Raw genomic sequence first — 26,888 nt, forward strand, 5'->3', positions numbered from 1 at the left:
GAGCTCAGGCGCCGGATTTTTTTCATTTCACTTTCCCTGCTTGCAACAGTTGCGTCCATTCCTCGTCTTCAAAGACGTACACACTGTTATCCGATGTCGCCAGCAACAATCGTTCCGCTTCCATCACGAGTTCAATCGGGACGTTGTCACCGTTCATCGACGGCAAGTCGATGGACGTCTCCGTCTCGTCGGTCAAATCCGAGACCACAAGATCGAACGAGGTACCTGTTTTAGCGATATACGCCAGTTGTCCTTTTGCCGCGGCCATCGTGACGATGTTTCCTTGATCATCGAACGGCTCGAACGTATCTCCCCCGTCATCTGAAACGAGGATGCCATCTGGGCCATAGACGAAGACGCGTTTCGGTTCGCTCGCATCGGCCGTGATACCGGCGATGCCACGACCTTCGATCCCGTCCATCTTCATCGGCTCAAACGAGACACCACCGTCGAGCGAACGATAAAATCCTGGCGCGAGCTCTTTTGTCGCTTGTTCTAAATAGACGTAAATACTTTCTGTTTCATAGCCTACGCTCATATAGTGAAAATCGGCCTCGCCCTCTAGCGAACGAATCTCGAGCGTCTCGCCTTTCTCGGTTCCACGGACGACGCCGAGCGGATTCTTATACGGCGAATCCAGCGCCGGGTGACCGCTCGCGTAAAAGCCGTCGACGACGAGCTCGAAGCCCATATAGTCATGCCGGTTCGACGACAACTCGTACCAGCCGTCTTCCCTGAATTCCATCAGTCCCGTATGCGTCGCGATGACCGGGCGTCCGTCTTGCCAAAAACCGGCACCATGGATATGCGAGACTTCGGTGTCTGCTGCTGTCGCTTCCCAGCGGTCCGTCGTCTGTTTGGTTGTCGATTTCTCTTTCTCAACAACCGGTGCAGTGGTCTGATTCTCTGTCGGATCCGCACCGCACGAGGCAAGTAATACGGTCGTCACGAACATCGGTACGAATAGCTTTCGTTTCATTCTAGTTCCCTCCATTTTTAGCATCCTACTCATTATAGAGACTAAAGATGAAAGAATTGTTAAAGTTTGAGCGTCCGGGCATTGAGCGCGACGATGACCGTACTGAGGCTCATGAGCACGGCACCGACGGCCGGAGACAAGATGATGCCCATCGGTGCCAACACACCTGCCGCGAGCGGGATGGCGACGATGTTGTAACCGGCGGCCCACCATAGATTCTGAATCATCTTGTTGTACGTGTTGCGAGACAAGTCGAGAATCGACAGCACGTCTTTCGGGTTGCTCCGGACGAGGACGATATCGGCCGTTTCGACGGCGACGTCGGTCCCGCTTCCGATGGCGATGCCGACGTCCGCTTGGGCCAAAGCCGGCGCATCATTGATGCCGTCCCCAACCATCGCCACTTTGCTGCCGTCGGCTTGGACGGTTTGCACTTGCCGGGATTTATCGTCTGGTAGCACTTCGGCGTAAACTTCCTTGATATGAAGTTGCGACGCGACCCAATCGGCCACTTTCCGGTTGTCCCCAGTCAGCATAATCGAGCGGACGCCCCGATCTTTCAAGGCACGGACCGTCTCTTTCGCTTCATCGCGGACCATGTCCGCCAAAGCAATCATACCGACCAAGTCCCCGTCGCGAATCGTGAAGACGACGGTTTTGCCGGCTGCGGATAACCGATTGAACGCCGCTTCGTCGATTGAGAGCTCGTGCTCCCGAATATAGCGGGGACTGACCACTTGGACGTGTGCTCCGTCCACGCGACCTTCCAGTCCGACACCCGTGATCGAGGCGAAATCGACGACTTCTGGCAACGTCAATTTGCGTGCTTCCGCTTCACGAAGAATGCCACGTGCGAGCGGATGTTGCGATGCCGTCTCGACCGCGGCGGCTAGACGCAACACGTCGTCGTTCGTATACGAAGATATGGCCTCAATGTCTGTCACCCCGAAGTCACCTTGTGTCAATGTGCCCGTCTTATCGAAAATGACCGCATCGAGATGACGCGCCTCTTCGAACTGGGTCCGGTTCCGAATCAACAGCCCGCGTTTCGCCGAAAGAGCCGTCGAGACCGCCACGACGAGCGGAGAGGCAAGGCCGAGCGCATGCGGACATGAGATGACCATGACGGTGACCATTCGCTCGATGGCCATACTGACCGGGTAACCGAGAGCGAGCCAAATGACGAACGTCAGCACACCCGCCCCGACGGCGATATAGAACAACAGCTTGGCGGCCCGATTGGCCAAATTTTGCGTTTTCGATTTGGATTCCTGCGCTTCTTTGACCAAGTCGATGACTTTCGACAAGTATGTGCTCTCCCCCGTGCTCGTCGTTGCGATCGTCATACTGCCCTCCTGGTTGATTGACCCGGCGATGACGACATCTCCCGTTTCTTTCTCGACAGGCATCGATTCACCCGTCAGCATCGACTCATCGACCGTCGTCCGCCCTTTCAGCAATTCCCCGTCGACAGGGATCTGCTCGCCCGGTTTGACGAGAATCAAATCTCCGGCTGCTAGCGCCGAGACGGGAACGTCTTCGATATCACTCCCGTTGATGCGGTGCGCCACACTCGGTAATAGACGAACGAGCTGTTGCAACGCGTTCGAGGCACCCATGATGGAGCGCATCTCAATCCAATGCCCGAGCAACATGATCACGATCAACGTCGCCAACTCCCAAAAGAAGTCATGTCCATGCCCATACCCGAACACGATGGCGACACTATAGAAGTACGCGACGCTGATGGCCAGTCCAATCAGCATCATCATCCCCGGGTTTCGTTGACGCAATTCGTCGATGCTCCCTTTCAAAAACGGCCACCCTCCATAGACGTACACGATCGTCGCCAACACGAATAGCGTCTGCTTTTCATAAGGAAACGTAAGTTCGAAACCGGCCCACTCTTGAATCATGTCCGACAAGATGAGGATTGGAATCGTCAGTCCTAACGAGACGAAAAATCGACGTTTATACTCTTCAATCATCCCTTCATGTCCGCCGGTGTGCGAGTCATGCGCTTCTCCGTGTTCATGATGAGATGACGCGTGGTGTGAATGTTCCACGTTGACCACCTCCTATGTATACCATATACCCCTATATAGTATATAAAAACTAAATTTTCCGTTTAACAAAAATTTCATAAGTTGTTGGTATAACTAAATAAGCTCTCGCTTTACCTAGAAAGGATGATGCCTTATGAGCCGCGTCATGAAATGGATTATCGGGATGGTTATCGTAAGTATCGTGATTGGACTGCTCCTCCTGTTGTTCACGTTCGCTCCTGGAGGCTGGATGATGGGAAACGGATCATTCATGGGAGATCGGGACAATGGCGGCATGATGCACGGCAATGGTGGGATGGGACGTGGGAACACGATCGACCTCATCACCTCCGACGAACCAGCTCAACCGCTTCCGATTCCGAAACGGCTACAACCTGACCGCGTCACAGACGAGGCGCTTTATTATACGGTCCGCACTGAACGTGGCGAGCATCGCTTCTTCGACGAAGGCGTCAACACCGAGACGCTTGGCTATAACGGGACTTTACTCGGCCCAATGATTGAGTTGCCGGCTGGGAAGACCGTGTATATCGACACGATCAATCAGCTCGCCGAACCGACCTCTTTCCATTGGCACGGTCTCGTCATCCCTGGAGAAGAAGACGGCGGTCCGCACCAACTGATTGGCCCCGGTGAGCAAAAACAAGTTCGTCTCGAGATTGACCAAGAACCGGGCACGCTTTGGTTCCATCCGCATCCGATGGGCGCAACGGCCGAACAAGTATACCTTGGTCTGGCCGGACTCTTGTACGTAACGGACCAAGCGGAGAACGGGTTGCCAAACGAGTACGGTGTCGATGACATTCCGCTCATCGTCCAAGACCGTCTCTTCACAGACGACGGACAACTCGATTACGATCGCCAGATGAACGTCGATGGGACGGTCGGCGATACGTTGATTGCGAACGGTGCCATCAATACGACGTTCGACGTGACCACGAACACGTTACGCGTCCGTCTCGTTAACGGCTCTAACGCTCGGAACATCGACTTCTCATTATCGAACGGATCGTCATTCACTCAAATCGCGACCGACGGCGGGTTGCGCGACAAACCCGTACCACTCAAAACGTTGACGCTCACACCTAGCGAACGTGCCGAGATATTAATCGACTTCTCAGACTTGTCGCTCGGAGACGACCTCGCTCTTCAAGCGGATGGGATTCCGTTCACGACGTTCACGGTGCGTGACGAGGTCGATCAAGACGGCGAATGGAGCGATGCCTTTGACGGAACGTCTGCGTCTAACGAATCAAGCGTTGCCGACCGACGCCTCACGTTGTTCGGGATGGGCAACATGGTGTCGATTAACGGCAAACAATTCGATCCCGATCGAATCGACATCAATGTCCAACAAGGTTCGACCGAGATATGGGAAATTTATAATCGAGAAGACATGATGGGCGGGATGACCCATCCGTTCCACGTCCACGGCGTCCAATTCCGGATACTTGAACGGGACGGCCAACCCCCGCCTGACAACGAACGCGGTTGGAAAGATACGGTCGCTGTCGCACCGGGCGAGAAAGTGAAAATCGAAATGACGTTTCGGGAGACAGGGACGTTCATGTATCACTGCCACATCCTGGAACATGAAGAAAACGGGATGATGGGACAGTTGAAAGTAAACTAATCACACGTTAATTGGAGGGAATAGTAATGAAGGTAAACAAAAAACTTGGAATGATGACGATGGCACTCTCACTCAGCGGTTTGCTCGTCGCCTGTGGCGAAGACGAAACGACGAATACCGATACGAACATGAGTGACCAGATGGAAGAGACGATGGACGGAAACGACCATTCAGGGATGGATATGTCCGGGTCTGGGGACGTCCCCGAGGGCTTGAAGTCAGCGGAGAACCCGACGTTCGCGGTCGGCGACAAGGCCATCATCACAGAAGCCCATATGCCAGGTATGGAAGGAGCCGAAGCGACGATCGTCGGTGCTTACGACACGGTCGTATACAGCATTTCGTATGATCCAATGCATGGGGGTGAACGCGTCGAAGACCACAAATGGATTATCCATGAAGAAGTCAAAAACGCCACGACCGAACCATATGAGGTCGGCGATGAGATCGATGTCGAGGCTGAACATATGGAAGGAATGGGCGGCACGACGGCAACCGTCGATTCGGCTGAAAAGACGACCGTCTATATGGTCGACTTCACGTTAGAATCAGGTGAAGAAGTGACCAATCATAAATGGGTCACCGAGGAAGAATTGTCGGCACCATAATCGAAATATTCATCTGAACGTGGTCACGCCTTCTCCGTAAGGACAGGCAAACTAAGCCGAGGCTCCTGCCTCGGTTTTTCTTATGTATAGGAGGAAGCATTTAAGGAAACAACTGACAAAAAATAATTGATTCTCATCGGTCTTTTTTATTTAGGCCAAACTAATTAAAATTACCCTGTTTTTCAAAAGTTAAACTATGAGAAATCGGAGTTTTTTTGAATATTAGGCATATATTCTTTTACCAACAAAACGTTGTACGTCTCAATTACGTTGGTACAACTCGACTTTTCCCACTACACTGTCGTTTTCATAACAATTATACTTTTTTGAAATATAAATGACATATTAAAATCTATTTTTTGATGGTAAAATTTTTTTGTAAGGTAATTATCATTGTTCTGTCGCATTGTTACATAATTGAAAGGATTTACCATACTATGAAAAAACAACTGATGACGATTACATTAGGCGCCCTTCTTGTTTCCGGCTTAACACTTCCCGCTTCGACACCGGTAGAGGCAGCTACATCGTATAAAGTCAAAGTCACGACGAATGTCCTGAACGTGCGGAGCGGCCCATCGACGTCTTACCAAAAAGTCGGCAGTGCCAAACTCGGCCAAACGTTCACCTATCTCGGCGCGACCGGTTCATGGACGAAAATCAATTATAACGGCAGTACAAAATACGTCTCGAGTACATATGTAAAAAAATATAGCAGCACATCACTCCAAACGGCGACAGCGGGCAAGCTCCTCATGCCGACAAAAGGTACGTTGACGCAAGGGTACGGCCCGGCGAGCGGAAAATATGGCTACACGTTCCATAACGGCATCGATTTGGCGGCCGCCAAAGGCACGACGGTCCAATCGGCAGCATACGGCCAAGTCATCGTCGCCCGGAACTACGGCGCCTACGGCAACCACGTCATGGTTTCACACACGATCAACGGTCAAGCCTATACGACCGTCTATGCCCACTTGGACCGCTTGAACGTCGTCAAAGGACAGAAGGTCGCCAAGGGTGGGAAAATCGGTACGGTCGGCAACACCGGCAACTCGTTCGGGAACCATCTCCACTTCGAGGTCCATAAAAACAAATACGTCTATAGCAGCTCGACGGCTGCCAATAGCGTCAACCCATACACGTTCTTCTAAGCCTGACGCCTTCCTCGCATCCTCGAGGGAGGCGTTTTTTCCTAGAATCGAGACCGAATCGTCCAAGTGTCCCGATCATGACCGGTTTTTAGCTAGGCCTATGGATGGTATAGGGAATTAAGCCGGAATATCGTATAATGAATGGGAATGCTACGCACTTACTTACTTTCATAATATAACCTTTGATGGAAAGGAGGTTCTCTCATGAATCGAAAGTCATTTTATCCGGCACGGCGAAATCATGGACGGTCCGCGAGCAGTCGATCCGTCGTGACGAAGCGCGCCCGCTCCCCTCACGCCTTCCCGATCGCCTCGCTCGTCGAAGAGGTGCAGGATGCCGTCTGCTATATCGACTTCACACAGAACCATCTGTATTCGAATGAACAGCTCCGTGCCATCTGTCCGTCGATGGAGACCCGTCGCTTTCCAAGCATGGACGATATGACCCGTTTCTTTTATGAGACGCTCGAGCGGAACGGGGCCGATATGACCGACGTGACGCTGTTTTGGGATGAGCTGTTGACGAACCGGTTCGGCTGTTGCCCGAGCATGGATGCGAAGTCGCTCCGCATCGGCGAGCGGACGATGCAAGTCATTTCGAACTTCACGCACACCCCGCGTGGCGTCTTCATCATGTGGCGCGACATCACCGACTCGATCCGATTCGAGGAACAGAAGGATGCCTTCCTCGCCGAGCTGTCCCACGAGTTCCGCTCCCCGCTCACAGCCATCAACGGCTACGCCGAACTGCTCATGTACCAGCATAGCGACAACGACAAGACGCACGGGATGTTGACGCTCGTCAAACGGGAAGCCGAGCGGCTCGAGCGCCTCGTGGACAACTTCCTCGACTATCAGCGGGTGAACTATTCCGAGGAGCTATTGTCGATGTCGACGTTCGCCTTGCGACCAGTGCTCGAGGACGTCGTCGCCCACTACAAGGCGACTTCTCCCCAGCACGACGTCATCTTGTCAGCCGACGACGTGACGATCGAGGCCGACGAGGAAAAACTGTTGCAGTTGCTTCACAACTTGATTGGCAACGCCATCAAGTACTCTCCGGACGGCGGCACGGTCTATGTCGAGATGACGACCGAGGGCGACACGTACGTCCTGTCGGTACGGGACACGGGGATCGGCATCCCGAGCGACGCCATCCCGTACGTGTTCGACGAATACTACCGAGTCGACTCGGACGCCCACCGTCCGATCAAAGGGACTGGGCTCGGCCTCCGCATCTGCAAACGGATCGCCGAGGCACACGGTTGGGGCATTCACGCCGACTCGGTGTACGGAGAAGGGACAACGTTCTCCATCTATCTGTATTCCCACAGCACAACGAGTACGACGCTACTCACGGAACAAGAGACAACCGACTAAAAAGGGTTTGGCCGAGGCCAAACCCTTTTGTCATGCTGCTTGATCGCTTGACATGTCGCACTCGAGCCCTTGTTCGCGCACCGCTTTCGCGTGGCGGAAGAACAAGCCGAACAGTGTGACCGTGCCGATTGTGGCAAAAATATACGGGAGCACCCCGTCCATCTTGAAGCCGATCGGAGCCGTCAAAATGTAGAACCAGACGACATACAACATGAACGTCCCGGGCAACAAGGCGATCCAGTAGTTCCGTCCTTTGATATACAAGTACGTCGCACCGACGAACAAGGCAATGACGGCCGTCGTCTGGTTGGCCCAGTTGAAGTATTGCCACAACAGACGGAAGTCGACTTTCGTCAAGATGAACGACAGGACGAAGAGCGGAAGCGCGATCCACAGCCGTGACGTGAACTTCTTCTGGACGATGTTCAAGTAGTCGGCGATGATCATGCGGGCACTCCGGAACGCCGTGTCGCCCGACGTGATCGGCAAGACGATGACGCCGAGGATGGCGAGCGTGCCGCCGATGCTGCCGAGCATGAGCGTCGCCACTTCTTGGACGACGAGCGCCGGCGTGCCGGCATTGATCATGGCGAGCAGTTCACCCGGTTCGAAGATGGCCATGGCGGCAGCCGCCCAGATCATGGCGATGACCGCTTCGACGATCATCATGCCGTAAAAAATACTGCGACCGTTGCTCTCTTTCATCGTCGTCCGCGAGATGATCGGTGACTGCGTGGCATGGAAGCCTGACAGTGCCCCGCACGAGATCGTGAAGAAGATGAGCGGCCAGAGCGGCAAGCCGTCCGGATGCATGTTCGTCAACGTCATCTCCGGGATTTGATAGCCTTGCGTGAATAGACTGACGGCGATGCCGACGGCGCTCAACAAGAGAAGCGCCCCGAAGAACGGATAGATGCGGCCGATGATTTTGTCGACCGGGAGCAGTGTCGCCAAGATGTAGTAGGCAAAGATGCCGAACGTGACGATGGCGAGCGTCGAGCCGGTGCCGTCGAACAAGTTGTTAATCATATTGGCCGGTGACGTGACGAACACGGTCCCGACTAAGAGCAGCAAGAGCAACGCGAAGCCGTTGACGACGTGGCGGAGCGACCGACCGAGGAACTTCTCGGCGAGCTGCGGCAAGTGCGCCCCGTTGTTACGAAGCGAGATCATCCCGGTCAAATAGTCATGTACCGCGCCGGCGAAGATTGAACCGAGCACGATCCACAGGAATGCGACCGGGCCATACAAGGCGCCCATGATCGGACCGAAGATCGGACCGACACCGGCGATGTTCAACAGTTGAATCATCGAGTTTCGCTTCGTCCCCATCGGCACGTAGTCGACGCCGTCCTGTGACGCATAGGCGGGCGTCGTCCGCTCTTCTTTGATCCCGAACGTCTTCTCGACGTACCGGCCGTAGACGAGATAACCGAGCAATAACAGTCCTAACGCTAAGAAAAATGTAACCATCGGGTGGTCCTCCTATATATAAGTGATTTATGATTTCTTCATGTGAAATATATCACATGATTAATATAGCAGGCTCCTCGTCTGTTGAATAGATGAATTTGCTCACAATTTCACATGAAAATATAACTGTTCATCGTTTAGACAAACGTTGCCGTTGAGCCATTTTTATGAAAACGTTTACTTTTAGAATGAATCGATTCCAAACCGGGAACAGTCGAACAGAGAGAAGCAGAAAGGATGATTTTCATGAAACGTCAACGTGGATTTTTAGCACTCCCGGTCGCCGTCGCCTTTGTCCTCATCTTCGGCTTGTTGTTCGATAACTGGTGGCTCGGACTCGGGATCGGCATCGCGATGTTCTTCGCGTTCCAAGGGACGAAGAAGAAAGCTTGAAACTTTTTGAGGCGACATCCGTACAAATTGGACAAAGGAGGAGTTCTCCATGTCCAATAAACAGACGACCGGCAGCTATGCCTTCCCGCTCGCCCTCGCAATCGGTATCTCGTTAGCCATCGCCCTCGACAGCTACTTGATTGGGCTCGCGATTGGCGTCGGGATATATTTCGCTTTTAGTGATTCGCCGAAGAAGACATGACAAAGCCCGCTTCATTGAGCGGTCCTTGTCATGTATATCTGTGTCTCGTACGGTAGCAGTTAATCACTCTCATTAAGGAAGGCCGATGTAGATGACATCTAGGAAACCTTTACCCAAGTTTCAATTCGCTTTTGCTTTACTCATGTTAGGAGGTGTCTTTTTCCTTCTTCATGAGGTAGATCAGCGAGAAAATTTTTTGAATGAAACGTTAACTGAGCATTTTTCAATCGATAAGAACGCCTACGATGTCGAGTTCAGCATGAATCAATTTGGGTACTTATATCGCTTGAATTTCGAGGACGAAAAGAGAGTCGAGTATGAATTTTTCGTCAAAACCAATCAAGAGAAAGAGTACGTCGTCACCTATTATGGACATAATTCAAAAGGCGATTCACCTTTGAAAGAAGATGAATTTACCACGCTGAACAAAGAATACTAAATTTAGAGAATTGCCATGAGAAAAGGCCAGCTGATGCGAACACGTCGCGCCAGCTGGCCGCTTTCTTACATATCGATTGAGTTATATCCCAGCCTCACTTCAATGATGCGACCTCGATTGAAACCGCTCGACCTCGTCCGTCATGATGGCGTCGACACCAGTCATGTCTGGCAGCTCGCTCGGGTCATTGATGGTATACAGGCGAAGCAACCGATTTTGTTCGCGGAGCGTCATCCAGTCTCTTGTCCCCATAAACTCCGGCTGGGCGTGGACGGCCTCGGCCCCGATCCGCTCGACGAACTCGATCAAATTCGGATGCCCATCAGTTGTCAGGACGGCAATCCTCGCCTCACGGGCGATATCCCGCAATCGGATGAGCGTGTCTGGATTGAATGAAGAGAAGACGACACGTTGTTCGAGCTTGAACTCGGTGACGGCGAGCCACGTCAGATACTCGATCCCGTCATAGTCGAACCGGTCCGTCTTCAGCTCGATGTTGAGCGTGACGTCGGTCGGTTCGAGCAAGACGAGCACTTCCTCGAGCGTCGGGATTCGTTCCCCGCTCTCCGTCCGGAGCAAGCGGAGCTGCCGGAGCGTCATATCTTTGATGAAACCGCTCCCGTTCGTCGTCCGGTCGACCGTCTCGTCATGGATGACGACGAGGCGTCCGTCGCGCGTCAATTGGACGTCGAGTTCGATGCCGTCGACGTGAGGCAACGCCGCCTTGAACGCGCTTAGTGTGTTCTCCGGATACTTGGCGCTATAGCCGCGATGTGCGTAAATCAACATATCATTGTCCCAAGGTGGAAGTCGTCTCATCGGCCGCGCGCTTCAACGCCTCTTCGACCGATACGCCTTGGTATAGGCTCTCCATCGCATTGACGACGCTTTGACGGGACTGCGGGAACGTCGAGATGAGCGCGCCTTGTGTCGCTGGTGAGGCTGTCGTCTCGCTCAATTGATCGACCGTCACTTTCAGTTGTGGATATTCGGCCCACATCTCTTTGACGATCGGCTCGTCATACGCCTCCGGATTGATGGCGAAGTAGCCCGTCTCGACGTGCCATTTGGCCTGTGCTTCTTTCGACGCCGCATACTTCATGAACTCCCATGCTCCCTGCTTCGTCTCGTCGGCGATGCCGTCACCCATCCAGAGCGAGGCCCCGCCGATGATGACGCCTTCCCGCTCCGCTTCGTTCGGCACCGGCAAGTATGATGCCCCGACCTCGAAGTCGGCGTTATCCGCGACGGTGCGAATCCCGGCCGACGAGTCGAGATACATGGCGACTTTCCCTGATTGGAAAGCGGCACGCATGTCGTCCCAGTTTTGGCCGACGTTCATGAACGTCTTCTCGTCGTACATCTCTTTGATCAAGTTGAAGGCGTTCTGTCCTTCTTCCCCATCGAATACCGCTTTAGTCGGCGCACCGCTGCGCCCGTTGTCGTTATCGACGTAGAGCCCGCCTTGCGCGGCGACGAGCTGTTCAAAGAACCAACCGTAGTTCAGCATCGTGAAGCCGGTCTGGCCGTCGGTCGTCAGTGTCTTCGCCGCCTGCTTCAGTTCATCATACGTCCGCGGCGCTTTCTCCGGATCGAGTCCCGCTTTTTCGAACGCATCCTTGTTGTAGATGAGCACCGGTGTCGACGAGTTGAACGGCATCGAGTACTGCTTGCCGTCGACTTGGTAATAGCTCAAGATGTTCTCTTCCCAGACGCTCGTATCGAAGTCCTCTTTGTCGATGAACTCCTGGACCGGCGTGATTTTGTTCGAGTCGATCATATACTTCGTGCCGACCTCGAACGTCTGCATGATAGCCGGTGCATCTGTCGAACCCGCGACGGCGTTGAACTTCGTCAGCGCCTCTTCATACGTGCCTTGGAACACCGGTTTCACTTCATATTCTTCTTGCGACTCGTTGAAGGCATCGACTTGGTTGTTGAGCGCGGTCTCTAAGTCCCCGCTCATCGCGTGCCAAAACACGACTTCCGTCTTTCCGTCCTCCGTCGCCGATGCGGCCGGTTCCGCCTCTTCGCTACCACATGCCCCGAGCAACAATACCGAACTAGCCAACCCTGCGAATAATGCTTTCTTTTTCATCATATATTCCCCCTATTATTTGATCGCGCCTTGCGTCAAACCTTCTTGTAACTGCTTTTGTCCTGCGAATAACAGCATCAGCGTCGGGATGATGATCAAGATGACCGCCGCCATGACGACACCCCAATCCGAGGCGACCTCGTTCGACTGCATCTGCTTAATCCCGATTTGCACCGTGCGTGCCTGCTCCGTGTTTGTCACGAGGAGCGGCCATAAGTACATGTTCCATGTCGTCAAGAAGCTATATACCGACAACGTGACGAGCGGTGTCTTCGAGACGGGCAAGACGACGTTCCAAAAGAAACGGAAACGGCTGATGCCGGCGATTTGTGATGCCTCGTACATCTCGTACGGAATCGTCTTGAACTGTTGCCGGAGCAGGAACGTCCCGAACGCGAGCGCGAAGAATGGCACCGACAGCCCCCACACCGAGTTGAGCCAGCCGAGCGACTGAATCGTCAAGAAGTTCGGTACCATCGTCGCTTCCCATGGCACCATCATCGTCGCGATGAAGAGCATGAAGATGATCCCTTTCCCTTTGAAGTCGATGAAGACGAACGCGAAGGCGGCAAGACTCGACAAGACGACTTGGCCGACCATAACGAGGAGTGCGACGACGAGACTGTTCCATAAGTACGTCATGAGCGGGATCCGCTCGAACGCGGCGACATAGTTGTCGAACGTGACGTCGCGCGGGATGAGGTTCCCTTTCAACACTTCGCTCCCGTCCATCAGGCTGATCGAGAACGCGTAGGCAATCGGGAACAGCATGACGACGGCGCTCAAGACGAGGAGCGTATACGTGACTACTTTCCGGAGCGTCATTGGTAATGCACCTTCCTTTCGACGAGCTTGAACTGGAGCCACGTCAACAGAAGGACCGTCAAGAACAAGAGCACGGCCTGCGCACTCGCCCCGCCGACGTTATAGTTGATGAACGCGTCCTTATAGATGGCGTAGACGATGACGTTCGTCGAGTTCGTCGGTCCGCCTTTCGTGAGCAAATCGATTTGTCCGAACGTCTGGAACGCATTGATGAGCGAGATGATGCCGACGAAGAAGAGCGTCGGGGATAACATCGGGATCGTGATGGCCCGGAGCTGGGTCCAATATCCGGTTCCGGCGATGTCCGCACTCTCATACAATGTCCGGTCGATATTTTGCAGCCCGCCGAGGAGAATCAAGAACGTGAAGCCGATATTCATCCAGACGGTCGCGAGCGACACGGATAGAAGCGCGTACTGCGGGTCAAGGAGCCACTGCACCCCGCTTGCCCCGACCGCTTCCAAGAAGCGATTGAAGATACCGATGGACGGGTTGTACATGAACATCCAAATGACCGACGAGGCTGCGACGCTCATCCCCATCGTCGCCGAGAATGCCGTCCGGAAGATGCCAATCCCGCGCAGCTTCTCGTTGGCGAGGAGCGCGAGCCCGAGCGCGATGATGATTGTGAGCGGGACGGTCAACAGAACGAAGCCGACCGTCGCCTGGATGCTCTGCCAAAACGAGGCGCTCGTGAACAGTTTGGCGTAATGCTCGCCGCCGACGTAACTGAGCGGCGTCCCTTGTGTGTCCGTTTGAAAGAAACTCAAGTAAATCGTCCGGAACAACGGATAGACGAGAAAGATCCCAAATAACGCGATCGACGGGGACAAGTAGAGGAGTCCGCTCGTCGCGTCTGATAATCGGGTCCGGACGCGTTGTCTCGGAAGGGCGACCGTCATTGGAACACCTCCAACGCCTCGAACAGTTTCGGTTGCCGCGGTTCGATGCGATTCCCCGTCGCGTCAAACAGTGACATCTGTTTCGGGTCGACGTAACAGGCAATCTTCTCCCCAATCGCGAGCGGCCATTGTCCGGGCCATTTGGCGAGCCACTCGACACCGCCCATGTCAAAGGCGAGAATCGTCTCCGTGCCGAGCACTTCGATATTTTTCAGTTCGGCGTAGAACGTGATCTCGTCTTTCGCCGGCGTGATTTGTTCCGGCCGGATGCCGAGCGTCGCCGTATCTTCTCGCGTCAGCGTGTTCGGGTGGAATAGACGCCCGTCCGAGGCGACCCAGCCCTTGTCACTCCGTTGCACCGACGTCAAATTCATCGGCGGTGACCCGATGAACGAGGCGACGAACGTGTTCGCCGGCTTATTGTACAAATCGAGCGGTTGACCGACTTGTTGGACCTGGCCATCGTTCAACAGCATCATCCGGTCGGCCATCGTCATCGCCTCGACTTGGTCGTGCGTGACGTAAATCATCGTCAGTTTGAGCTTGCGTTGCAGCTGCCGGATCTCCGAGCGCATCTTGGCCCGAAGTTTCGCGTCCAAGTTCGAGAGCGGCTCGTCCATGAGGCAAATCGGCGACTCGGTGACGATGGCCCGGGCCAGTGCGACCCGTTGCCGTTGCCCGCCCGACAGTTCGCGCGGCTTCCGCTTCAAATAGTCGGTCAGTCCGAGCGTATCGGCCGCTTCCAAGCAACGTTCACGCTGCTCGAGCTTCGTCAGTCCTTTCGTATGTAACCCGAACGTGATGTTTTTCTCGACGGTCATGTGCGGATAGAGCGCATAGTTTTGGAATACCATCGATAGTTGCCGCTCGCTCGGTTTCAGTTCGTTCGCTGCGACGCCGTCGATGCGGAGCGTCCCGCTCGTGATCGACTCGAGCCCGGCGATCATCCGGAGCATCGTACTCTTGCCGCAGCCCGACGGTCCGACGAGGGCGAAGAATTCACCGGCCTCGATCGTCACGTCGATGCCACGGATGACTTCCGTCTCGTCGTATGACTTTTTGATATTCTGCAGTTGAATCGATTTCATATGATATCCTCCTTCATTCCTTGCGACGCCCAAAGCCGCTCGTCCCCGGTCGAGACGGCGAACGCCCCGTGAGAAAGGGCTTCATGCACGTGAATCGGTTTCCGGATCATCCCGCCCGTCACAATCGGCAGCGAGACGTGTTCCGCGACGTGCTCGATGACACTCGGGATGAGACCCGGCATCAGTTCGAGCGCGTCCGGCTGTTGGTCTTTCGCCATCTTGATGCCTGAGGTGATGGCGTCCGAGTCGACGAGGAACAGGCGCTGCACCGTCATCAGGCCGGCCCGTTTGGCGTGTTGGATGACAGACGCCTTCGTCGTCACAATCCCATCGGCGCCGACCCGTTTCGCCAAATAGTCGATGCCGTCCCGGTCGAGGCTGATGCCGTTAATGCGTTCGGCGTGCAGGAACACGGTCCGATTCTCACGCTTCAAATGGGCGACGTAGCGGTCGAGCGTGCTGAGCGTCCCCATCATGAGGAACGTCGTCGTCACGTCCGACTGCAGGAACTTCTCGAGTTGTTTCGGTGATTTGATGGAGGCGATCATCTTCTCTTGTCCGATCGTGCGAAGTGTTTCATTCACTTGAATCATCCTTCCCTAAAAAAAGGACCAACAGAAACAGGACGTCATCGACGTACGGGCTTCTGTTGGTCTCTCGAATGTTCTACCAGTTGCTATTCACTTGGCATGAGGGGTCTCACAAGTCATATCGTACCGGATGAATGTAAAGCGGCCGTGAAGCAGATGCAAAAGTTTGTAAAGATGACGTAAAAAAAACGACTCATAATGAGTCGGTGTCGTCGAGCGTCTGTCTCGCTTTCGCCAAGATGTCGGCTTTGACGGCATCATCCCGGCCTTGCCAGTTGCGGATCATCATCTTCATGCGCTGGTTCTTTTCGAACCGCTCCTCGTGCTTGTCGATGAAGTTCCAATAGAGGGCGTTGAACGGACAGGCGTCGTCTTCGGTCGTGTGTTTCGGGTTATACTTGCAGCCTTTGCAGTAGTCGCTCATCCTATCGATATATTTCCCCGAGGCGATATACGGCTTCGTCGCCAACTTCCCGCCATCGGCATGGAGCGCCATCCCGAGTACGTTCGGCAGGACGACCCAGTCGTAGGCGTCGATATACATCTCATTGAACCAGTCGCTCGTCTGTTGAGGAGACACCTCGAATAGCGTCGCGAAGTTGCCGAGCACCATGAGCCGCTGGATGTGATGGTTGTGCGCCCGCTCGATGACGGGTTTCACGCTCTGGTGGACACAGTGCAGGTCTGTCTTTGCGTCCCAGAAATAGCTCGGCAAATCGCGCTCATGCTTGAACGTGTTGACCGATTCATAACCCGGCATCGACGCCACATAAACGGCACGCATGTATTCTCGCCAGCCGAGGAGTTGACGGACGAATCCTTCGACCGAGGCGAGCGGTGCCTCCGACGCCACCGCCGCCTGGACGACCTCGTCCGGTGTCAGGAGCCCGATGTTGATGGCCGCGGACAACAGGCTATGCGACATGTCTTGATTGTCCGACAGCATCGCGTCCTGATACGGACCGAACGTCTCGAGACGCGCTTCGACGAAACGCGAGAGCGCACGGCGTGCCTCATTGCGCGTCACCGGCCAGACGAACGGGGTGATGTCTCCGGGGTGGTCGGCGAAGCCCGTCTCGACTTTTCGGATGACGTCTTTCGTGATGGCGTCCGGCCGGAAATGGATCGGTGGTGGGAACGTGAGTCCTGCTTTCGGCGGCTGGCGGTTGTCCGCATCGAACGACCACTTGCCACCCCGCGGCTTCCCGTCCTCGAGCAACACATCGAACCGTTTCCGCATCTGGCGATAGAAGCGGTCCATCCGCCACGGCGTGCTGCCAATCGTGTCAACCGCTTCCTCCTTCGTTAAATAGAAGAGCGGCACGTCCAAATGTTCGACGAGCTTGTGCTTCTGACCGAACTGTTGCAACTTCTTCTCCATCGCAGCGTCGGTGACGGCCGTGTAATGGATTTCTTCCGGTTCGTACCGTTTGAAGTGGTCGTCCCATGCGTCTTGGAACGAGTCGGCCTCGTGATAGTCGACGGTATAGCCCTTTTCCTTTAGCTCCTCAGCGAAGTGACGCATCGCCGAGAAGATGAGGACGAGTTTCTGTTTATGGTACGGCCGCCACGTCGCCCGTGATGTCGCCTCGATCATGACAATGACGTCATCCTCCTCGATGTGATTGAACAGCTCGAGCTCATGCGACAGTTGATTGCCGAAGATCCAAAAGGAACGCATCGATTCAACTCCCCTCCCAAAATGGTTATGCTACACTCAATCTACATCTACTGGATACGGAAAGGAATGGTTCGATGCGCTTCATGCGTCTCCAAACATGGATTGACAGTCAATACGAGAATCCACGCGGCATCGTCGGGACGTATATCGGTGAGAAGATGGTCCGGCAACACCGGGTCGAAGTCGATTGGACGATTGAACAACTTCATATTCAGCCCGATCACCGCATCCTCGACCTCGGTTGCGGGGCCGGCGACGCACTGGCACAGATGCTACGTGGCTATAATCACGTGCATGTGACCGGACTCGATCGTTCCCCGACCATCGTCCGCTCGGCGCTCCGACGAAATCGAGTGGACGTGCAAACCGGGCGAGCCGAAGTCGTCCAAGGCGACCTCGGGACGCTCCCGTTCCCGGACGCACAGTTTGACCGCGTCTCCAGCATCCACACACTCTACTTTTGGGAAGACGTGCCGGCGGTGCTTGACGAGATTGATCGCGTTCTCGCACCAGGTGGGTCATTCGTCATCACGTACTGCGATGGGAAAGCTGACGTGACGTGGGATGGCATCGCATCCATCGTGCGGGAACAGTTCATACCCGCCGCTTCCGCGCTCGGTCTGACCGACGTCATCGAGACACGAGGTCCTGACTCGCGTGATTATCATACAGTCGCCGTGTCCGGACGAAAGCCCATCTAACGTCAACTCCGACTCTTCCGGGTGACCGCAATCCCGCCGAACCCGCTGATGATGGCGATATAAAACCCCAAATCATAGAACCAGCCGGTGTTGTTCACTTCATAGACGCGATACGTATCATTGAATAAGCCTAAGATGAGTGACACCGGTGCGATCCAACCGTGCCAAATCCCCCAAAAGAAGCCGGCCGGGTCGGTCGTGTACGTCCCGTCGCCCGGCACACAGCCGCCGAGGACGACAATCAAACTGAGCATGATGGCCAATAATCCGATTCGTTTCATCATAAATCCCTCCTGCTATGAGTATTCCCGGTTTTGCAGAATTCAGTACGGACCAACATGCATCAAAAGAATGAAAACAAGCAGCGACTCATTATGAGCCGCTGCTTGTTTGTGTTACCGCCAAAGTTGGACCGTGTTCGCGAACTCGATATCGGTCGCGATTTCCCCGTCGAGGGCATGTAAATCGAAATCCTTGCCGTCGAGCCACTCCTGAAAATCGAAAATGACAGGGTCGCGGTCGCCACCGAGGGCGAACCACGTCTCGAGCGTCTCTGGGAAGTAAGCCGCCGTGTGAATTGTGCCAGCCCAGCTCTTATACAGCTCCGAGAAGACGCCCTTGTCCGAGTCGTTCATGAGCCGGAACGCGCTCTCGGCGTCCTGGACGATATGTTGATACATCTTGATTTCCATCATCCGACGTGTTGAATCGTCTAGATGGTAACGGTTCTCGTGTTGTAGCAGCTCGAAATGGTTCGTGCAGATGTTCGACTCGCGGACACGAATATCGCGCGGTGTCGCTTCGATGACGCGTGTCTTCGACGACTTGTCGTGGACGACATACGTGAACGAGCCGCGGTGCGGAATCTCTTGAAGCAGATCGACCGCTTCCTCGACCGTGGCGCACGTCTCGAGAATCATTCGGCCGATCATCTGGCAGACGAACCCATCTCCAGGCCGCCGGCGGTTGATAAAGTTATAACCCATGGCGAGCCCTTTCTCGTTCATCCCATCCATCCGGCCGGTGACACGCGAGACGGGACCGATGACGGCGTAACCCTCATCTGGCTGGAACACGTTATAGCGTCCATCGTACGTCATCGGATGGTAGTCATAGTTGCGGACGAGGAAGTTGTCCCCCGTCAAAATCGAACAGCCGCTGACCGGGTTATTGACCCGGAAATGACCGAAGTGAAGGAGCGTGTCGGCGAGCGTCAACTCGAGTTCGTCCTGCAGACCGAGCAGTTCTTCCCAAATCTTTGGGGCGAATCGATCGAACGCTTGCTTCGCCTCGCGCTCATCAATCTCAAAGCGCGGGACGCGGAGCTTCCATTGGTCGGTCCGATTCTCGAGCAGCTTGCTGCGCTTAATATAAGTACCTTGAAAGCGGCCAAAGTCATAGTGACTGCCGCGGAATTGTGTGAGTTCACTTGAGACACGTTGCATGAAAAAACCTCCCTTGCGCCTAGTATAACGGACGCAACGGAGGTATGTCTGACTTGAGACTGTTCACAACTTGAACTGGCGGCTCATGCGTTGCATCTCCTCAGCCGTGTGCGACAAATCTTTGACGAGCCGGTTCATCGTCTCGCTCGTCGCCGACATCTGTTCGGTCGAGGCGGCCACTTCTTCGTTGCCGGCCGTACTCTCTTCCGAGATGGACGCGATATCCGATAGACCACGTTTGATGTCGTCTTGGTTCGTCTTGACGCGTCCGAGCTGCCCTTGCATCGAGTTCGTCAGGCGTTGCATCTCCCGCACGCTCTGCTCGATCTCATTGAAGGCGCGCTTCGTCTCCTCGAGCGTCCGCTTGCCGTCCTCGGCGGCGTGCATGCTGTCCGTGAACGTCTCACCGAGCGCAATCGAGTTTCGTTTGACGCTACCAACGATTTCCGAAATCTCACTGACCGACCGGGCGACGCTATCGGATAACTTGCGAATCTCGGAAGCGACGACGGCGAAGCCTTTTCCATGCTCCCCGGCACGAGCCGCCTCGATGGCCGCGTTCAAGGCGAGCAAGTTCGTCTGCTCCGAGATTTGACGAATCATCGTGACGAGCGCCGTCACTTCGTCCGCCTGTTGTTCGAAGTCCTTCACTTGGCCTTGCGACTCGCGCACTTGCAGATGGATGTTCGTCATCTTGCCGACGGCATCCTCCATCAGTTCGAGCCCTTCTGCCGTCACCCGACTGACGACTTCCGCTTGTTCGCTCACGCCGTTCCCGTCGTGCGCCGTCTGGTCGACGAGTCCCGAAAACTCATTCATGTGTCCGTACAGTTTCATCGTCAGCACGCTCTGATTCTCGACACCGGCCGCGATTTCTTCCATCGTGAACGCGATTTGACGCGAGGCATCGTTCACTTCTTCCGAGATACTCGCCACGTTGCCGCTCTCATCGCGCACCGTCTGAGCGGACGTCTGCAATCCCGAGATCAAGTCGCGGAGCATTTTCGTCATCTGATTCATCGAGGCGGTGAGCCGCTTGATCTCATCGTTCGCTTTCAACTGGATGTTGTCCATCTCCCTGGCCGCTGTCGCCAAGTCGCCGCTCGCGATATGGGTCGCGACACGTTCGAGCTCACGGAGCGGTCGGAGTTTCCAGCCAAGATAGCGCCAGATGATGACCGAGGCGATCCCAAGCAAGATGACGAGTCCGATGAGAATCGGCGGCAAGCTCTCTTGCAACACGTCTTCCGTCACCGCAGCGACGTCACTCGCCCCTTTGTCGATTCCAAGGACACCGATCACGTCCCCGCCTTGTTTGATTGGGACGAGCACGGTCATATAGTCCCCGTACTCTGGATCCTCGACAATCGGTGTTGTGACGGTCCCACCTTCAAACGCCGCTCTCGCATCTGCAAACGACGTCGCTGTCGTCGGCGTTCCGATATCGACCGCGTCGGCCGCGCTCATCCCATCGACGATGATTTGAAGCTCTTCGCCGTCGGCTGCGAGAGTGTACACATACATGGCCCCGATTTGCGTCCGATACGTGTCGAGCTGTTCCCGAAACTGCTCGAACCGTTCATCTTTCGTCGGGTTCTGTAAAAAGGCCGCATACGCTTCCTTGTCGATTTCCTCACTGATTCGGGCCCCATCCGCTAACAGGACCGCTTGCATCGAGCTCTGTACCGTATGCTTCGTGCTGACGTACTGCAGCACGCCGAACATGACAATCAGCAGCGTGATGAATGCCAACATCATCGCCAAAATCCGTGTCTGCAGTGACTGTGGTTTATTTCGTTTCATGTGATTCCCTCCATTCGTCCTTACTCCTTATATCGGACAACTGTCGCGAAGAGTCCACAAAAAAACGGATGATTTTCGACAAAAATCATCCGTTCGTTCATTCATTTGTCGAATCTACAACCTCGAGCGGCATCGACACCTCGGCCTCGCCTTCTTCTCCGATATGGAAGAGCGGGAGGGTCTTGGTAACGAATAGGTCAGGGTTCAAATCCGCTTGATAGACGTACGTCCGGACGTCCCCTTCGCGTTCCGCGACGAGTTCACCGAACGGGATTGGGACACGGGTGCCATCGACTTCATAACTGATGATCGTCGGCGGATCGAGGCGACGGTCTTCGAGCATCCGAATCGTGAACAGCATCGTCGAGCTGTTCGTCCGCTCGAGCGAGACCGCAATCGATTCCGATTGACCGGCCCGTTTTTCAATCATCGCATCTTCGACGTCCTGCTCGAACACGACGTTCTCATCGGCCGGGTCATCTTGCACTTGTTGGCAACCGACGATGGTCGCCAATCCGAGAATCAAGGCAATCACCAATACGCGCATCTCGTTCTCTCCTCACTTCAAGGCGAAAGTGAGTTCCGCTTCACAAGCAACTTCTCCATCGACCGTCGCCACGGCGCGCCCTTTACCGATTGGTCCGCGCACTTTCAAAATCTCGACCTCGAGGCGCAATTGATCGCCCGGGACGACTTGACGTTTGAAGCGACATCCATCGATACCTGCGAAGAACGCGAGCTTGCCGCGGTTCGACTCCTGCTTGAGCATCGCGAACGCGCCGACTTGCGCAAGCGCCTCGACGATCAACACGCCAGGCATGACGTTATAGTCTGGGAAATGTCCATTGAAGAACTCTTCGTTCGCCGTCACATTCTTTAATCCAACGGCCCGTTTACCTTCTTCGACCTCAAGAATCCGGTCGATGAGCAAAAACGGGTACCGATGCGGAATCACTTCTTTAATCTGTTCAATCGTGTACATGGTTCCACCACCTTTATGATGTTAGCCAAAAATCGGTGATATGGCGCCACGTGTCGATGTTGAACACGTCCTTCCACTCGCCTCCGCCAATCACGCTGTACCCGATGATGGCTCCAATCGCAAGCATCACGAAAGCCAACAACAGGACAACGATGACGCGTAACAAGATTGGGAAACGTCGATGGTTCGATAATCGTTTCCGCTCCGTCCGCTCTTTAGACTCGGTCTGTTCCGAGCCGTTTTGTTCTTCGTTCGCCACGTCCATACATCCTTTCAGCTGAATTAATTATAACATATTAGTACCAGGTAATAAAACTGTTGCATGAGTTCTATATAAGTGTAACGTATCTACCATACGTCGAACAAGCGCCCGGCCTAGGGCAAGGGCGACGCTTCTGTGAAAAATACTGCCCGTTTCCACCTATGCTGTGCTACCGTAAGAGTATTCATCATTTAGGAGGGTTTATTTTTATGTGGAAAGAATTCAAAGAGTTTGCAATCAAAGGCAATGTAATTGACCTCGCCGTCGCCTTCATCCTCGGGGCCGCCTTCACGGCCATCGTCACGTCGCTCGTCAATGACATCTTCATGCCGTTCCTCGGCATCCTTATCGGCGGGATCGACTTCTCGACGCTCGCGGTGTCGGTGCTCGGCGTGAATGTCACGTACGGTAACTTTTTGCAAGAAGTCATCAAGTTCTTCCTCATCGCCTTCGCCTTGTTCATGATGGTCAAAACATTGAACCGTCTGAAGCGCGAAAAAGCGGTCGAAGAGGCTCCCGAACCGGAACTGTCGCGTGAAGAGCAGCTTCTATCTGAAATCCGTGACTTGTTAAAAGAGCGTCCATAACGTAGTAACGCCTGAACCGAAGTCGGTTCAGGCGTTTTTGTCGAGGATCGACATCACTCGGCTGACGGCGTCCGTGAGAAGCGGTTCTGCCTGGTGCATCGCCTCGGCGAGCGTCATTACCCGGGATATGATAGGAAACACGGCACGGATTCCGTCGTCCGGAACGGCGATTACGTCTGTTTGACCGGCGAAGACGAGCGTCGGGACACCATATGCGTGGGCGAGGCACGCCAAACCGTATGGCGCTTTCCCATGAAGGGATTGCTCATCGAAGCGACCTTCTCCTGTGATCAACCAGTCGGTCGTGCGCAGTTTCTCTTCCAGGTTCGACCAGCGTATGACTTCTTCAATACCGCTCACGTACCGGGCACCGAGCTGATAGAGCGCGAAACCGATGCCTCCGGCTGCGCCCGACCCAGGCCGCGTGGCCAAATCACGTTCGAAACAACGGGCGTACGTGGCAAGCAGTTCGTCATAGCGCACGACGTCCTCTGGCGCTAACCCTTTCTGCGGACCGAATACGGCGGCCGCCCCAGATAGACCGAGTAACGGATTCGTCACATCCGAGGCGATGCGCCATTCGACATAACCCGCTTCCGGGAGTAGTCCCGACCAGTCGATACGACTGACGCGCTCGGTTTGATGCGGGAATGGTCCAATGACATGTCCAAACTCATCGAAGAAGCGGATACCAAGCGCCTCGAGCAAACCCTTTCCCCCGTCGACGGTCGCGCTCCCGCCGAGACCGACGGTAATGCGTGTCGCCCCGCGCTCGAGCGCATGTCGGATTTGCAAACCCGTTCCGTACGAACTATAGCGCCACGGGTCGAGCGTATCGACGAGTGTGAGCCCGGACGCCTCGGCGACTTCGATGACTGCTTCTCGCGTCAGTTCTAACCATCCATACCGAGCCTGCCGCATCGTCCCATCAAGCGACATGACGTCTTGCGTGATGGTCTCGGCATACGGATGTGTCAGGAGCCACGCATCTAAAAAGCCTTCCCCGCCGTCTGAGATCGGCACCTCGATGACATCGTGTCCAGCGAGCGCCCGTTCAACCGCTCGGTTCGCCTCCACACTCGTCATCGACCCTTTGAACGAATCCATCGCCACGACAATTCGCATGTCCATCCCTCCTCCTCTTCAGTGTAACGCAAAAACCGCCCTTCCGAGGAAGAACGGTCTGTGATTAACGGAGTGACGTGACGAGCCCCATCATCTGGTCACTCATCGATAACGCCCGTGAATTCATCTGATACGCGCGCTGCGTGATCGTCATGTCGGTCATCTCTTTCGTCAAATCGACGTTCGATGATTCGAGCGTGCCTTCAATCAACAGATTGCCGAGCGGACGATCGACGTCAGCCCCCAAGTCGGCCGCATAGACGTTGTTGCCGAGCGGTTGGAGCGCTGACGTGTTACGCACCTCGACGATATCGAGACGGCCGAACTCTTGCTCGACACCGTTCACGCTAGCGACGACCGTGCCGTCTTGACGGACGCGGTGCGCCGTCGCCTCGTTCGGCATGACGATCGGATTGCCCTCCGCACCAAGAAGGGCGTTCCCGTTCACGTCGACGAGTGCCGTTGTCTCACCGACCGACAGCTGCATGTTCCCGCTTCGGGTCAATCCGACACCGTTCTCTGTCTCGACGGCGAAGAACTGGCGGCTCGCTTTCAAGAACACATCAAGGCCACGGTCCGTCTTCCGGATTTGGCCGATATTGAACTGTTGACTGATGTCAGCGACGTGGCCGCCAACGCCGATGCGAATCCCATTTGGGGTGTCGCGTCCGACTTCAAGCTCGGCACGCGGTTGATTGTCGTACGCCTGCGACAAGAGCGAGGCGAAATGGGTCTGTTCCCGCTTATAGCCGGCTGTATCGACGTTGGCGATGTTGTGGCCCGTCACGTCAAGTTGGCGCTGAAGCTGCGTGAGCGACGAGACCGAGTTATAGATCGATTGCATGGGCTTCCTCCTTAACGAATCCGAGCGATCTCAATGGCCCGCTCGGCACTCTTGTCATACGCTTGAACGACCTTTTGGTTCGCCTCGAACTGGCGGTACGTCGTCATCAAATCGGCCATCGTCCGATCGAGGTCAACGTTCGCCTCTTCGATGAACCCTTGTTGGAACTGGACGTTCGCAGCAGGTGGGGCGTCTCCGTTGACCCGATAATCGTTCCCGACCTGTTCGAGCGTCGCTAAGTCATTAACTTGGACGGCACCGAGTGTCGCCACATTCTCACCGAGTGACGTGATTTGACCATCACCTGACAATGTGAACTCACTTGACGGCAGCTGGATGCGCTCGCCTGCGTCAGAGAGGATATAACCGCCATCCGACGAGCGTAAGAAACGCTCCTCATCGACCGCGAAGCGTCCGTTCGTCGTATAGAGCGTCTCGCCGTTCTGTTCGACGGCGAACATGGCCGCTCCGGTAAAGTCAGCCGGCACTTTCATATATACGTCGGTCGGGCTGCCCGTCTCCGAGATGCTCCCCGTCGAGAACCGAGGCATCGTCTCTTGAAGGTAGACACCTGTCGATAACGTGCCGACCTCGCCTCCGACGCGTGAGCGCGCATTGCCGGGATGGCTCACCTGGGCGAGTAACATTTCCGGGAACGAGCGGACGACGCCGTTCGACGCCTTGAACCCTGGTGTCCGGACGTTACCGAGGTTATTGCTCAAAATCTCTTGTTGGCGCTGGAGCGCGTTCATCGCGCCCGCCGCCGTATATAATCCGCGTAGCATGGTCGTCTTCCTTTCATCGTTCAAAGTCTTCACTCTGTATATCGTACCAAATGAATGTTTCGTTCACCGTTTTTTGAAAAAAACTAAAAAAAACCACTTCATACTGCGAAGGGGTTTTCGTCAAGCGACAATCGGGAGTTCGACTGTCATCGTCGTCCCGTTCCCAAGTTCCGAACGGACACTGATCGTCCCGCCGTGCGATTCGATGATTTCTTTACAGATAGCAAGTCCAAGGCCGGTGCCTCCAATGTTGCGACTCTGCTCGTTCTGCACACGGTAGAACTTCTCAAACAGTCGTTCGGCATCTGCGGGTGCCACACCCATGCCCTCGTCTTCGATGGCGATCCGGATGACATCGTCCTCGCACGAGACGTTAACGGCGATGTTCCCGCCTTCGGGTGAATATTTAATGGCGTTGTTCAAGATATTCGAGAACACTTGACGCAGTTGCGCCGGGTCTCCAGACACGCGAATCGTTTCATCGCAGTCGAAATGAAACGCATGCAATTCGGTCGAACCGGCGTGGATTTCGAGGATATCGGACAGCATTTCAAACAAATTCTCGATTTTAAAGTCTTGCTGGCCTTTACCGGCTTCCATTTTCTGCACGTCAAGCAAATTGCTGACGAGCCGTTCGAGTCGGGTCGTCTCACTATGGATCATATTCAAGTAGCGTTTCTGCTTCTCTTCGTCGACATGTCGATGCTCAAGCAGTTCGTTGACACTCCCACGGCTAAAGCCGCAAGCCCATCCCTTCAGGATGGGTGGGATTCTGAAGTGCCCGTGCGGACGCAGGCCATTTCTGTTTTGTCCGAGCCTTCAGATGAGGGTGTGCCATCACCC

Annotated in this window: 30 protein-coding genes; 10 read left to right on the plus strand and 20 right to left on the minus strand. The window is 54.8% G+C overall.

Going from position 1 to position 26,888, the window contains the following annotated elements:
* Positions 1-22: 22 nt before the first annotated feature.
* Positions 23-979: a F510_1955 family glycosylhydrolase gene (locus tag KNP06_RS02345; protein WP_214787753.1), complete on the minus strand. Its 957-nt coding sequence runs from the start codon at positions 977-979 to the stop codon at positions 23-25.
* Between the two features lie 59 nt (positions 980-1,038).
* Positions 1,039-2,895 (minus strand): heavy metal translocating P-type ATPase, encoded by a 1,857-nt coding sequence (locus tag KNP06_RS02350; protein WP_404285190.1) that lies wholly within the window; start codon positions 2,893-2,895, stop codon positions 1,039-1,041.
* Positions 2,896-3,178: 283 nt separating this feature from the next.
* Between KNP06_RS02350 and KNP06_RS02355 the strand changes: the two genes are divergently transcribed.
* The 4 genes from KNP06_RS02355 (at position 3,179) to KNP06_RS02370 (ending at position 7,820) form a co-directional block, all read left to right on the plus strand.
* Complete coding sequence (locus KNP06_RS02355) at positions 3,179-4,678, plus strand: multicopper oxidase family protein (RefSeq protein ID WP_214787756.1); 1,500 nt, start codon at positions 3,179-3,181, stop codon at positions 4,676-4,678.
* 26 nt (positions 4,679-4,704) lie between these two features.
* A complete protein-coding gene (locus KNP06_RS02360) occupies positions 4,705-5,286 on the plus strand; it encodes a YdhK family protein (RefSeq protein WP_214711128.1) in 582 nt (193 codons plus the stop codon).
* Between the two features lie 437 nt (positions 5,287-5,723).
* Entirely contained in the window at positions 5,724-6,440 is a 717-nt protein-coding gene (locus tag KNP06_RS02365; protein WP_029594720.1) for a peptidoglycan DD-metalloendopeptidase family protein, read from the plus strand.
* A 204-nt stretch (positions 6,441-6,644) separates the two neighbouring features.
* Positions 6,645-7,820: a sensor histidine kinase gene (locus tag KNP06_RS02370; RefSeq protein ID WP_214711127.1), complete on the plus strand. Its 1,176-nt coding sequence runs from the start codon at positions 6,645-6,647 to the stop codon at positions 7,818-7,820.
* Positions 7,821-7,850: 30 nt separating this feature from the next.
* Here KNP06_RS02370 and KNP06_RS02375 read toward each other — a convergent pair whose 3' ends face one another.
* Positions 7,851-9,293, minus strand: a complete 1,443-nt coding sequence (locus tag KNP06_RS02375) for a carbon starvation CstA family protein (protein ID WP_214787759.1) — start codon at positions 9,291-9,293, stop codon at positions 7,851-7,853.
* 246 nt (positions 9,294-9,539) lie between these two features.
* On the opposite strand from KNP06_RS02375, the gene KNP06_RS02380 reads away from it, so the two are divergent.
* The 3 genes from KNP06_RS02380 (at position 9,540) to KNP06_RS02390 (ending at position 10,327) form a co-directional block, all read left to right on the plus strand.
* On the plus strand, positions 9,540-9,686 hold the full coding sequence (locus tag KNP06_RS02380; protein ID WP_167491745.1) for a hypothetical protein: 147 nt from the start codon (positions 9,540-9,542) through the stop codon (positions 9,684-9,686).
* Positions 9,687-9,735: 49 nt separating this feature from the next.
* Entirely contained in the window at positions 9,736-9,888 is a 153-nt protein-coding gene (locus KNP06_RS02385) for a hypothetical protein (RefSeq protein WP_214787761.1), read from the plus strand.
* A gap of 196 nt (positions 9,889-10,084) precedes the next feature.
* Positions 10,085-10,327: a hypothetical protein gene (locus KNP06_RS02390; RefSeq protein WP_125317992.1), complete on the plus strand. Its 243-nt coding sequence runs from the start codon at positions 10,085-10,087 to the stop codon at positions 10,325-10,327.
* Between the two features lie 99 nt (positions 10,328-10,426).
* Here the strand turns inward: KNP06_RS02390 and KNP06_RS02395 are convergent, their stop codons facing one another.
* The 7 genes from KNP06_RS02395 to KNP06_RS02425 all read right to left on the minus strand — a co-directional run bounded on the left by KNP06_RS02395 (position 10,427) and on the right by KNP06_RS02425 (position 17,511).
* On the minus strand, positions 10,427-11,116 hold the full coding sequence (locus tag KNP06_RS02395; RefSeq protein ID WP_214787764.1) for a glycerophosphodiester phosphodiesterase: 690 nt from the start codon (positions 11,114-11,116) through the stop codon (positions 10,427-10,429).
* 1 nt (position 11,117) lies between these two features.
* A complete protein-coding gene (locus KNP06_RS02400) occupies positions 11,118-12,428 on the minus strand; it encodes an ABC transporter substrate-binding protein (protein ID WP_483299231.1) in 1,311 nt (436 codons plus the stop codon).
* A gap of 12 nt (positions 12,429-12,440) precedes the next feature.
* Complete coding sequence (locus KNP06_RS02405; RefSeq protein WP_214787770.1) at positions 12,441-13,250, minus strand: carbohydrate ABC transporter permease; 810 nt, start codon at positions 13,248-13,250, stop codon at positions 12,441-12,443.
* Positions 13,247-14,152 (minus strand): carbohydrate ABC transporter permease, encoded by a 906-nt coding sequence (locus KNP06_RS02410; protein WP_034779185.1) that lies wholly within the window; start codon positions 14,150-14,152, stop codon positions 13,247-13,249. Before KNP06_RS02410 ends, KNP06_RS02405 begins: the two co-directional genes overlap by 4 nt.
* On the minus strand, positions 14,149-15,240 hold the full coding sequence (locus KNP06_RS02415) for an ABC transporter ATP-binding protein (RefSeq protein ID WP_034779187.1): 1,092 nt from the start codon (positions 15,238-15,240) through the stop codon (positions 14,149-14,151). The genes KNP06_RS02410 and KNP06_RS02415 overlap by 4 nt, the downstream gene beginning before the upstream one ends.
* Complete coding sequence (locus KNP06_RS02420) at positions 15,237-15,824, minus strand: glycerol-3-phosphate responsive antiterminator (protein ID WP_021066164.1); 588 nt, start codon at positions 15,822-15,824, stop codon at positions 15,237-15,239. Before KNP06_RS02420 ends, KNP06_RS02415 begins: the two co-directional genes overlap by 4 nt.
* Positions 15,825-16,023: 199 nt before the next feature.
* Positions 16,024-17,511, minus strand: a complete 1,488-nt coding sequence (locus KNP06_RS02425) for a cryptochrome/photolyase family protein (protein ID WP_214787773.1) — start codon at positions 17,509-17,511, stop codon at positions 16,024-16,026.
* A gap of 74 nt (positions 17,512-17,585) precedes the next feature.
* Between KNP06_RS02425 and KNP06_RS02430 the strand changes: the two genes are divergently transcribed.
* Positions 17,586-18,212 (plus strand): class I SAM-dependent methyltransferase, encoded by a 627-nt coding sequence (locus KNP06_RS02430; RefSeq protein ID WP_214787776.1) that lies wholly within the window; start codon positions 17,586-17,588, stop codon positions 18,210-18,212.
* Positions 18,213-18,214: 2 nt separating this feature from the next.
* Here KNP06_RS02430 and KNP06_RS02435 read toward each other — a convergent pair whose 3' ends face one another.
* The 6 genes from KNP06_RS02435 to KNP06_RS02460 all read right to left on the minus strand — a co-directional run bounded on the left by KNP06_RS02435 (position 18,215) and on the right by KNP06_RS02460 (position 22,707).
* Positions 18,215-18,493: a hypothetical protein gene (locus KNP06_RS02435; RefSeq protein WP_214708496.1), complete on the minus strand. Its 279-nt coding sequence runs from the start codon at positions 18,491-18,493 to the stop codon at positions 18,215-18,217.
* Positions 18,494-18,607: 114 nt separating this feature from the next.
* Positions 18,608-19,657: a C45 family autoproteolytic acyltransferase/hydrolase gene (locus tag KNP06_RS02440; RefSeq protein WP_214764350.1), complete on the minus strand. Its 1,050-nt coding sequence runs from the start codon at positions 19,655-19,657 to the stop codon at positions 18,608-18,610.
* A gap of 63 nt (positions 19,658-19,720) precedes the next feature.
* Positions 19,721-21,460, minus strand: a complete 1,740-nt coding sequence (locus KNP06_RS02445) for a methyl-accepting chemotaxis protein (protein ID WP_214787779.1) — start codon at positions 21,458-21,460, stop codon at positions 19,721-19,723.
* Positions 21,461-21,557: 97 nt separating this feature from the next.
* Complete coding sequence (locus tag KNP06_RS02450; protein ID WP_214787782.1) at positions 21,558-22,007, minus strand: hypothetical protein; 450 nt, start codon at positions 22,005-22,007, stop codon at positions 21,558-21,560.
* Between the two features lie 12 nt (positions 22,008-22,019).
* Positions 22,020-22,442, minus strand: coding sequence for a 3-hydroxyacyl-ACP dehydratase FabZ (fabZ, locus tag KNP06_RS02455; protein ID WP_021066156.1), 423 nt, complete (start codon positions 22,440-22,442; stop codon positions 22,020-22,022).
* A 13-nt stretch (positions 22,443-22,455) separates the two neighbouring features.
* Positions 22,456-22,707, minus strand: a complete 252-nt coding sequence (locus KNP06_RS02460; RefSeq protein WP_029594701.1) for a DNA-directed RNA polymerase subunit beta — start codon at positions 22,705-22,707, stop codon at positions 22,456-22,458.
* Between the two features lie 206 nt (positions 22,708-22,913).
* Between KNP06_RS02460 and mscL the strand changes: the two genes are divergently transcribed.
* Positions 22,914-23,291 carry a large-conductance mechanosensitive channel protein MscL gene (gene mscL, locus KNP06_RS02465; RefSeq protein WP_131436364.1) on the plus strand — a complete coding sequence of 126 codons (378 nt, stop codon included), beginning with the start codon at positions 22,914-22,916 and terminating at the stop codon, positions 23,289-23,291.
* 27 nt (positions 23,292-23,318) lie between these two features.
* Here the strand turns inward: mscL and KNP06_RS02470 are convergent, their stop codons facing one another.
* From KNP06_RS02470 to KNP06_RS02485, 4 genes are all read right to left on the minus strand, one after another.
* Positions 23,319-24,416, minus strand: a complete 1,098-nt coding sequence (locus tag KNP06_RS02470; RefSeq protein ID WP_251129189.1) for a glycerate kinase — start codon at positions 24,414-24,416, stop codon at positions 23,319-23,321.
* Between the two features lie 64 nt (positions 24,417-24,480).
* The gene (locus KNP06_RS02475) at positions 24,481-25,260 is read right to left on the minus strand and encodes a flagellar hook-basal body protein (protein WP_214787785.1); all 780 of its coding nucleotides are present in this window, start codon (positions 25,258-25,260) and stop codon (positions 24,481-24,483) included.
* Between the two features lie 11 nt (positions 25,261-25,271).
* Positions 25,272-26,045: a flagellar hook-basal body protein gene (locus tag KNP06_RS02480; RefSeq protein ID WP_214787788.1), complete on the minus strand. Its 774-nt coding sequence runs from the start codon at positions 26,043-26,045 to the stop codon at positions 25,272-25,274.
* A gap of 120 nt (positions 26,046-26,165) precedes the next feature.
* Complete coding sequence (locus tag KNP06_RS02485; protein ID WP_251131540.1) at positions 26,166-26,708, minus strand: sensor histidine kinase; 543 nt, start codon at positions 26,706-26,708, stop codon at positions 26,166-26,168.
* Here KNP06_RS02485 and KNP06_RS02490 point away from each other — a divergent pair.
* Positions 26,700-26,888 (plus strand): hypothetical protein (locus KNP06_RS02490; protein ID WP_214787794.1); only part of this gene is annotated, 189 nt, incomplete at its 3' end. The genes KNP06_RS02485 and KNP06_RS02490 overlap by 9 nt on opposite strands.

Origin of the sequence: Exiguobacterium sp. s21 (genome assembly GCF_018617975.1) — a bacterium.
GTDB classification, from domain to species: Bacteria; Bacillota; Bacilli; order Exiguobacteriales; family Exiguobacteriaceae; genus Exiguobacterium; species Exiguobacterium mexicanum_A.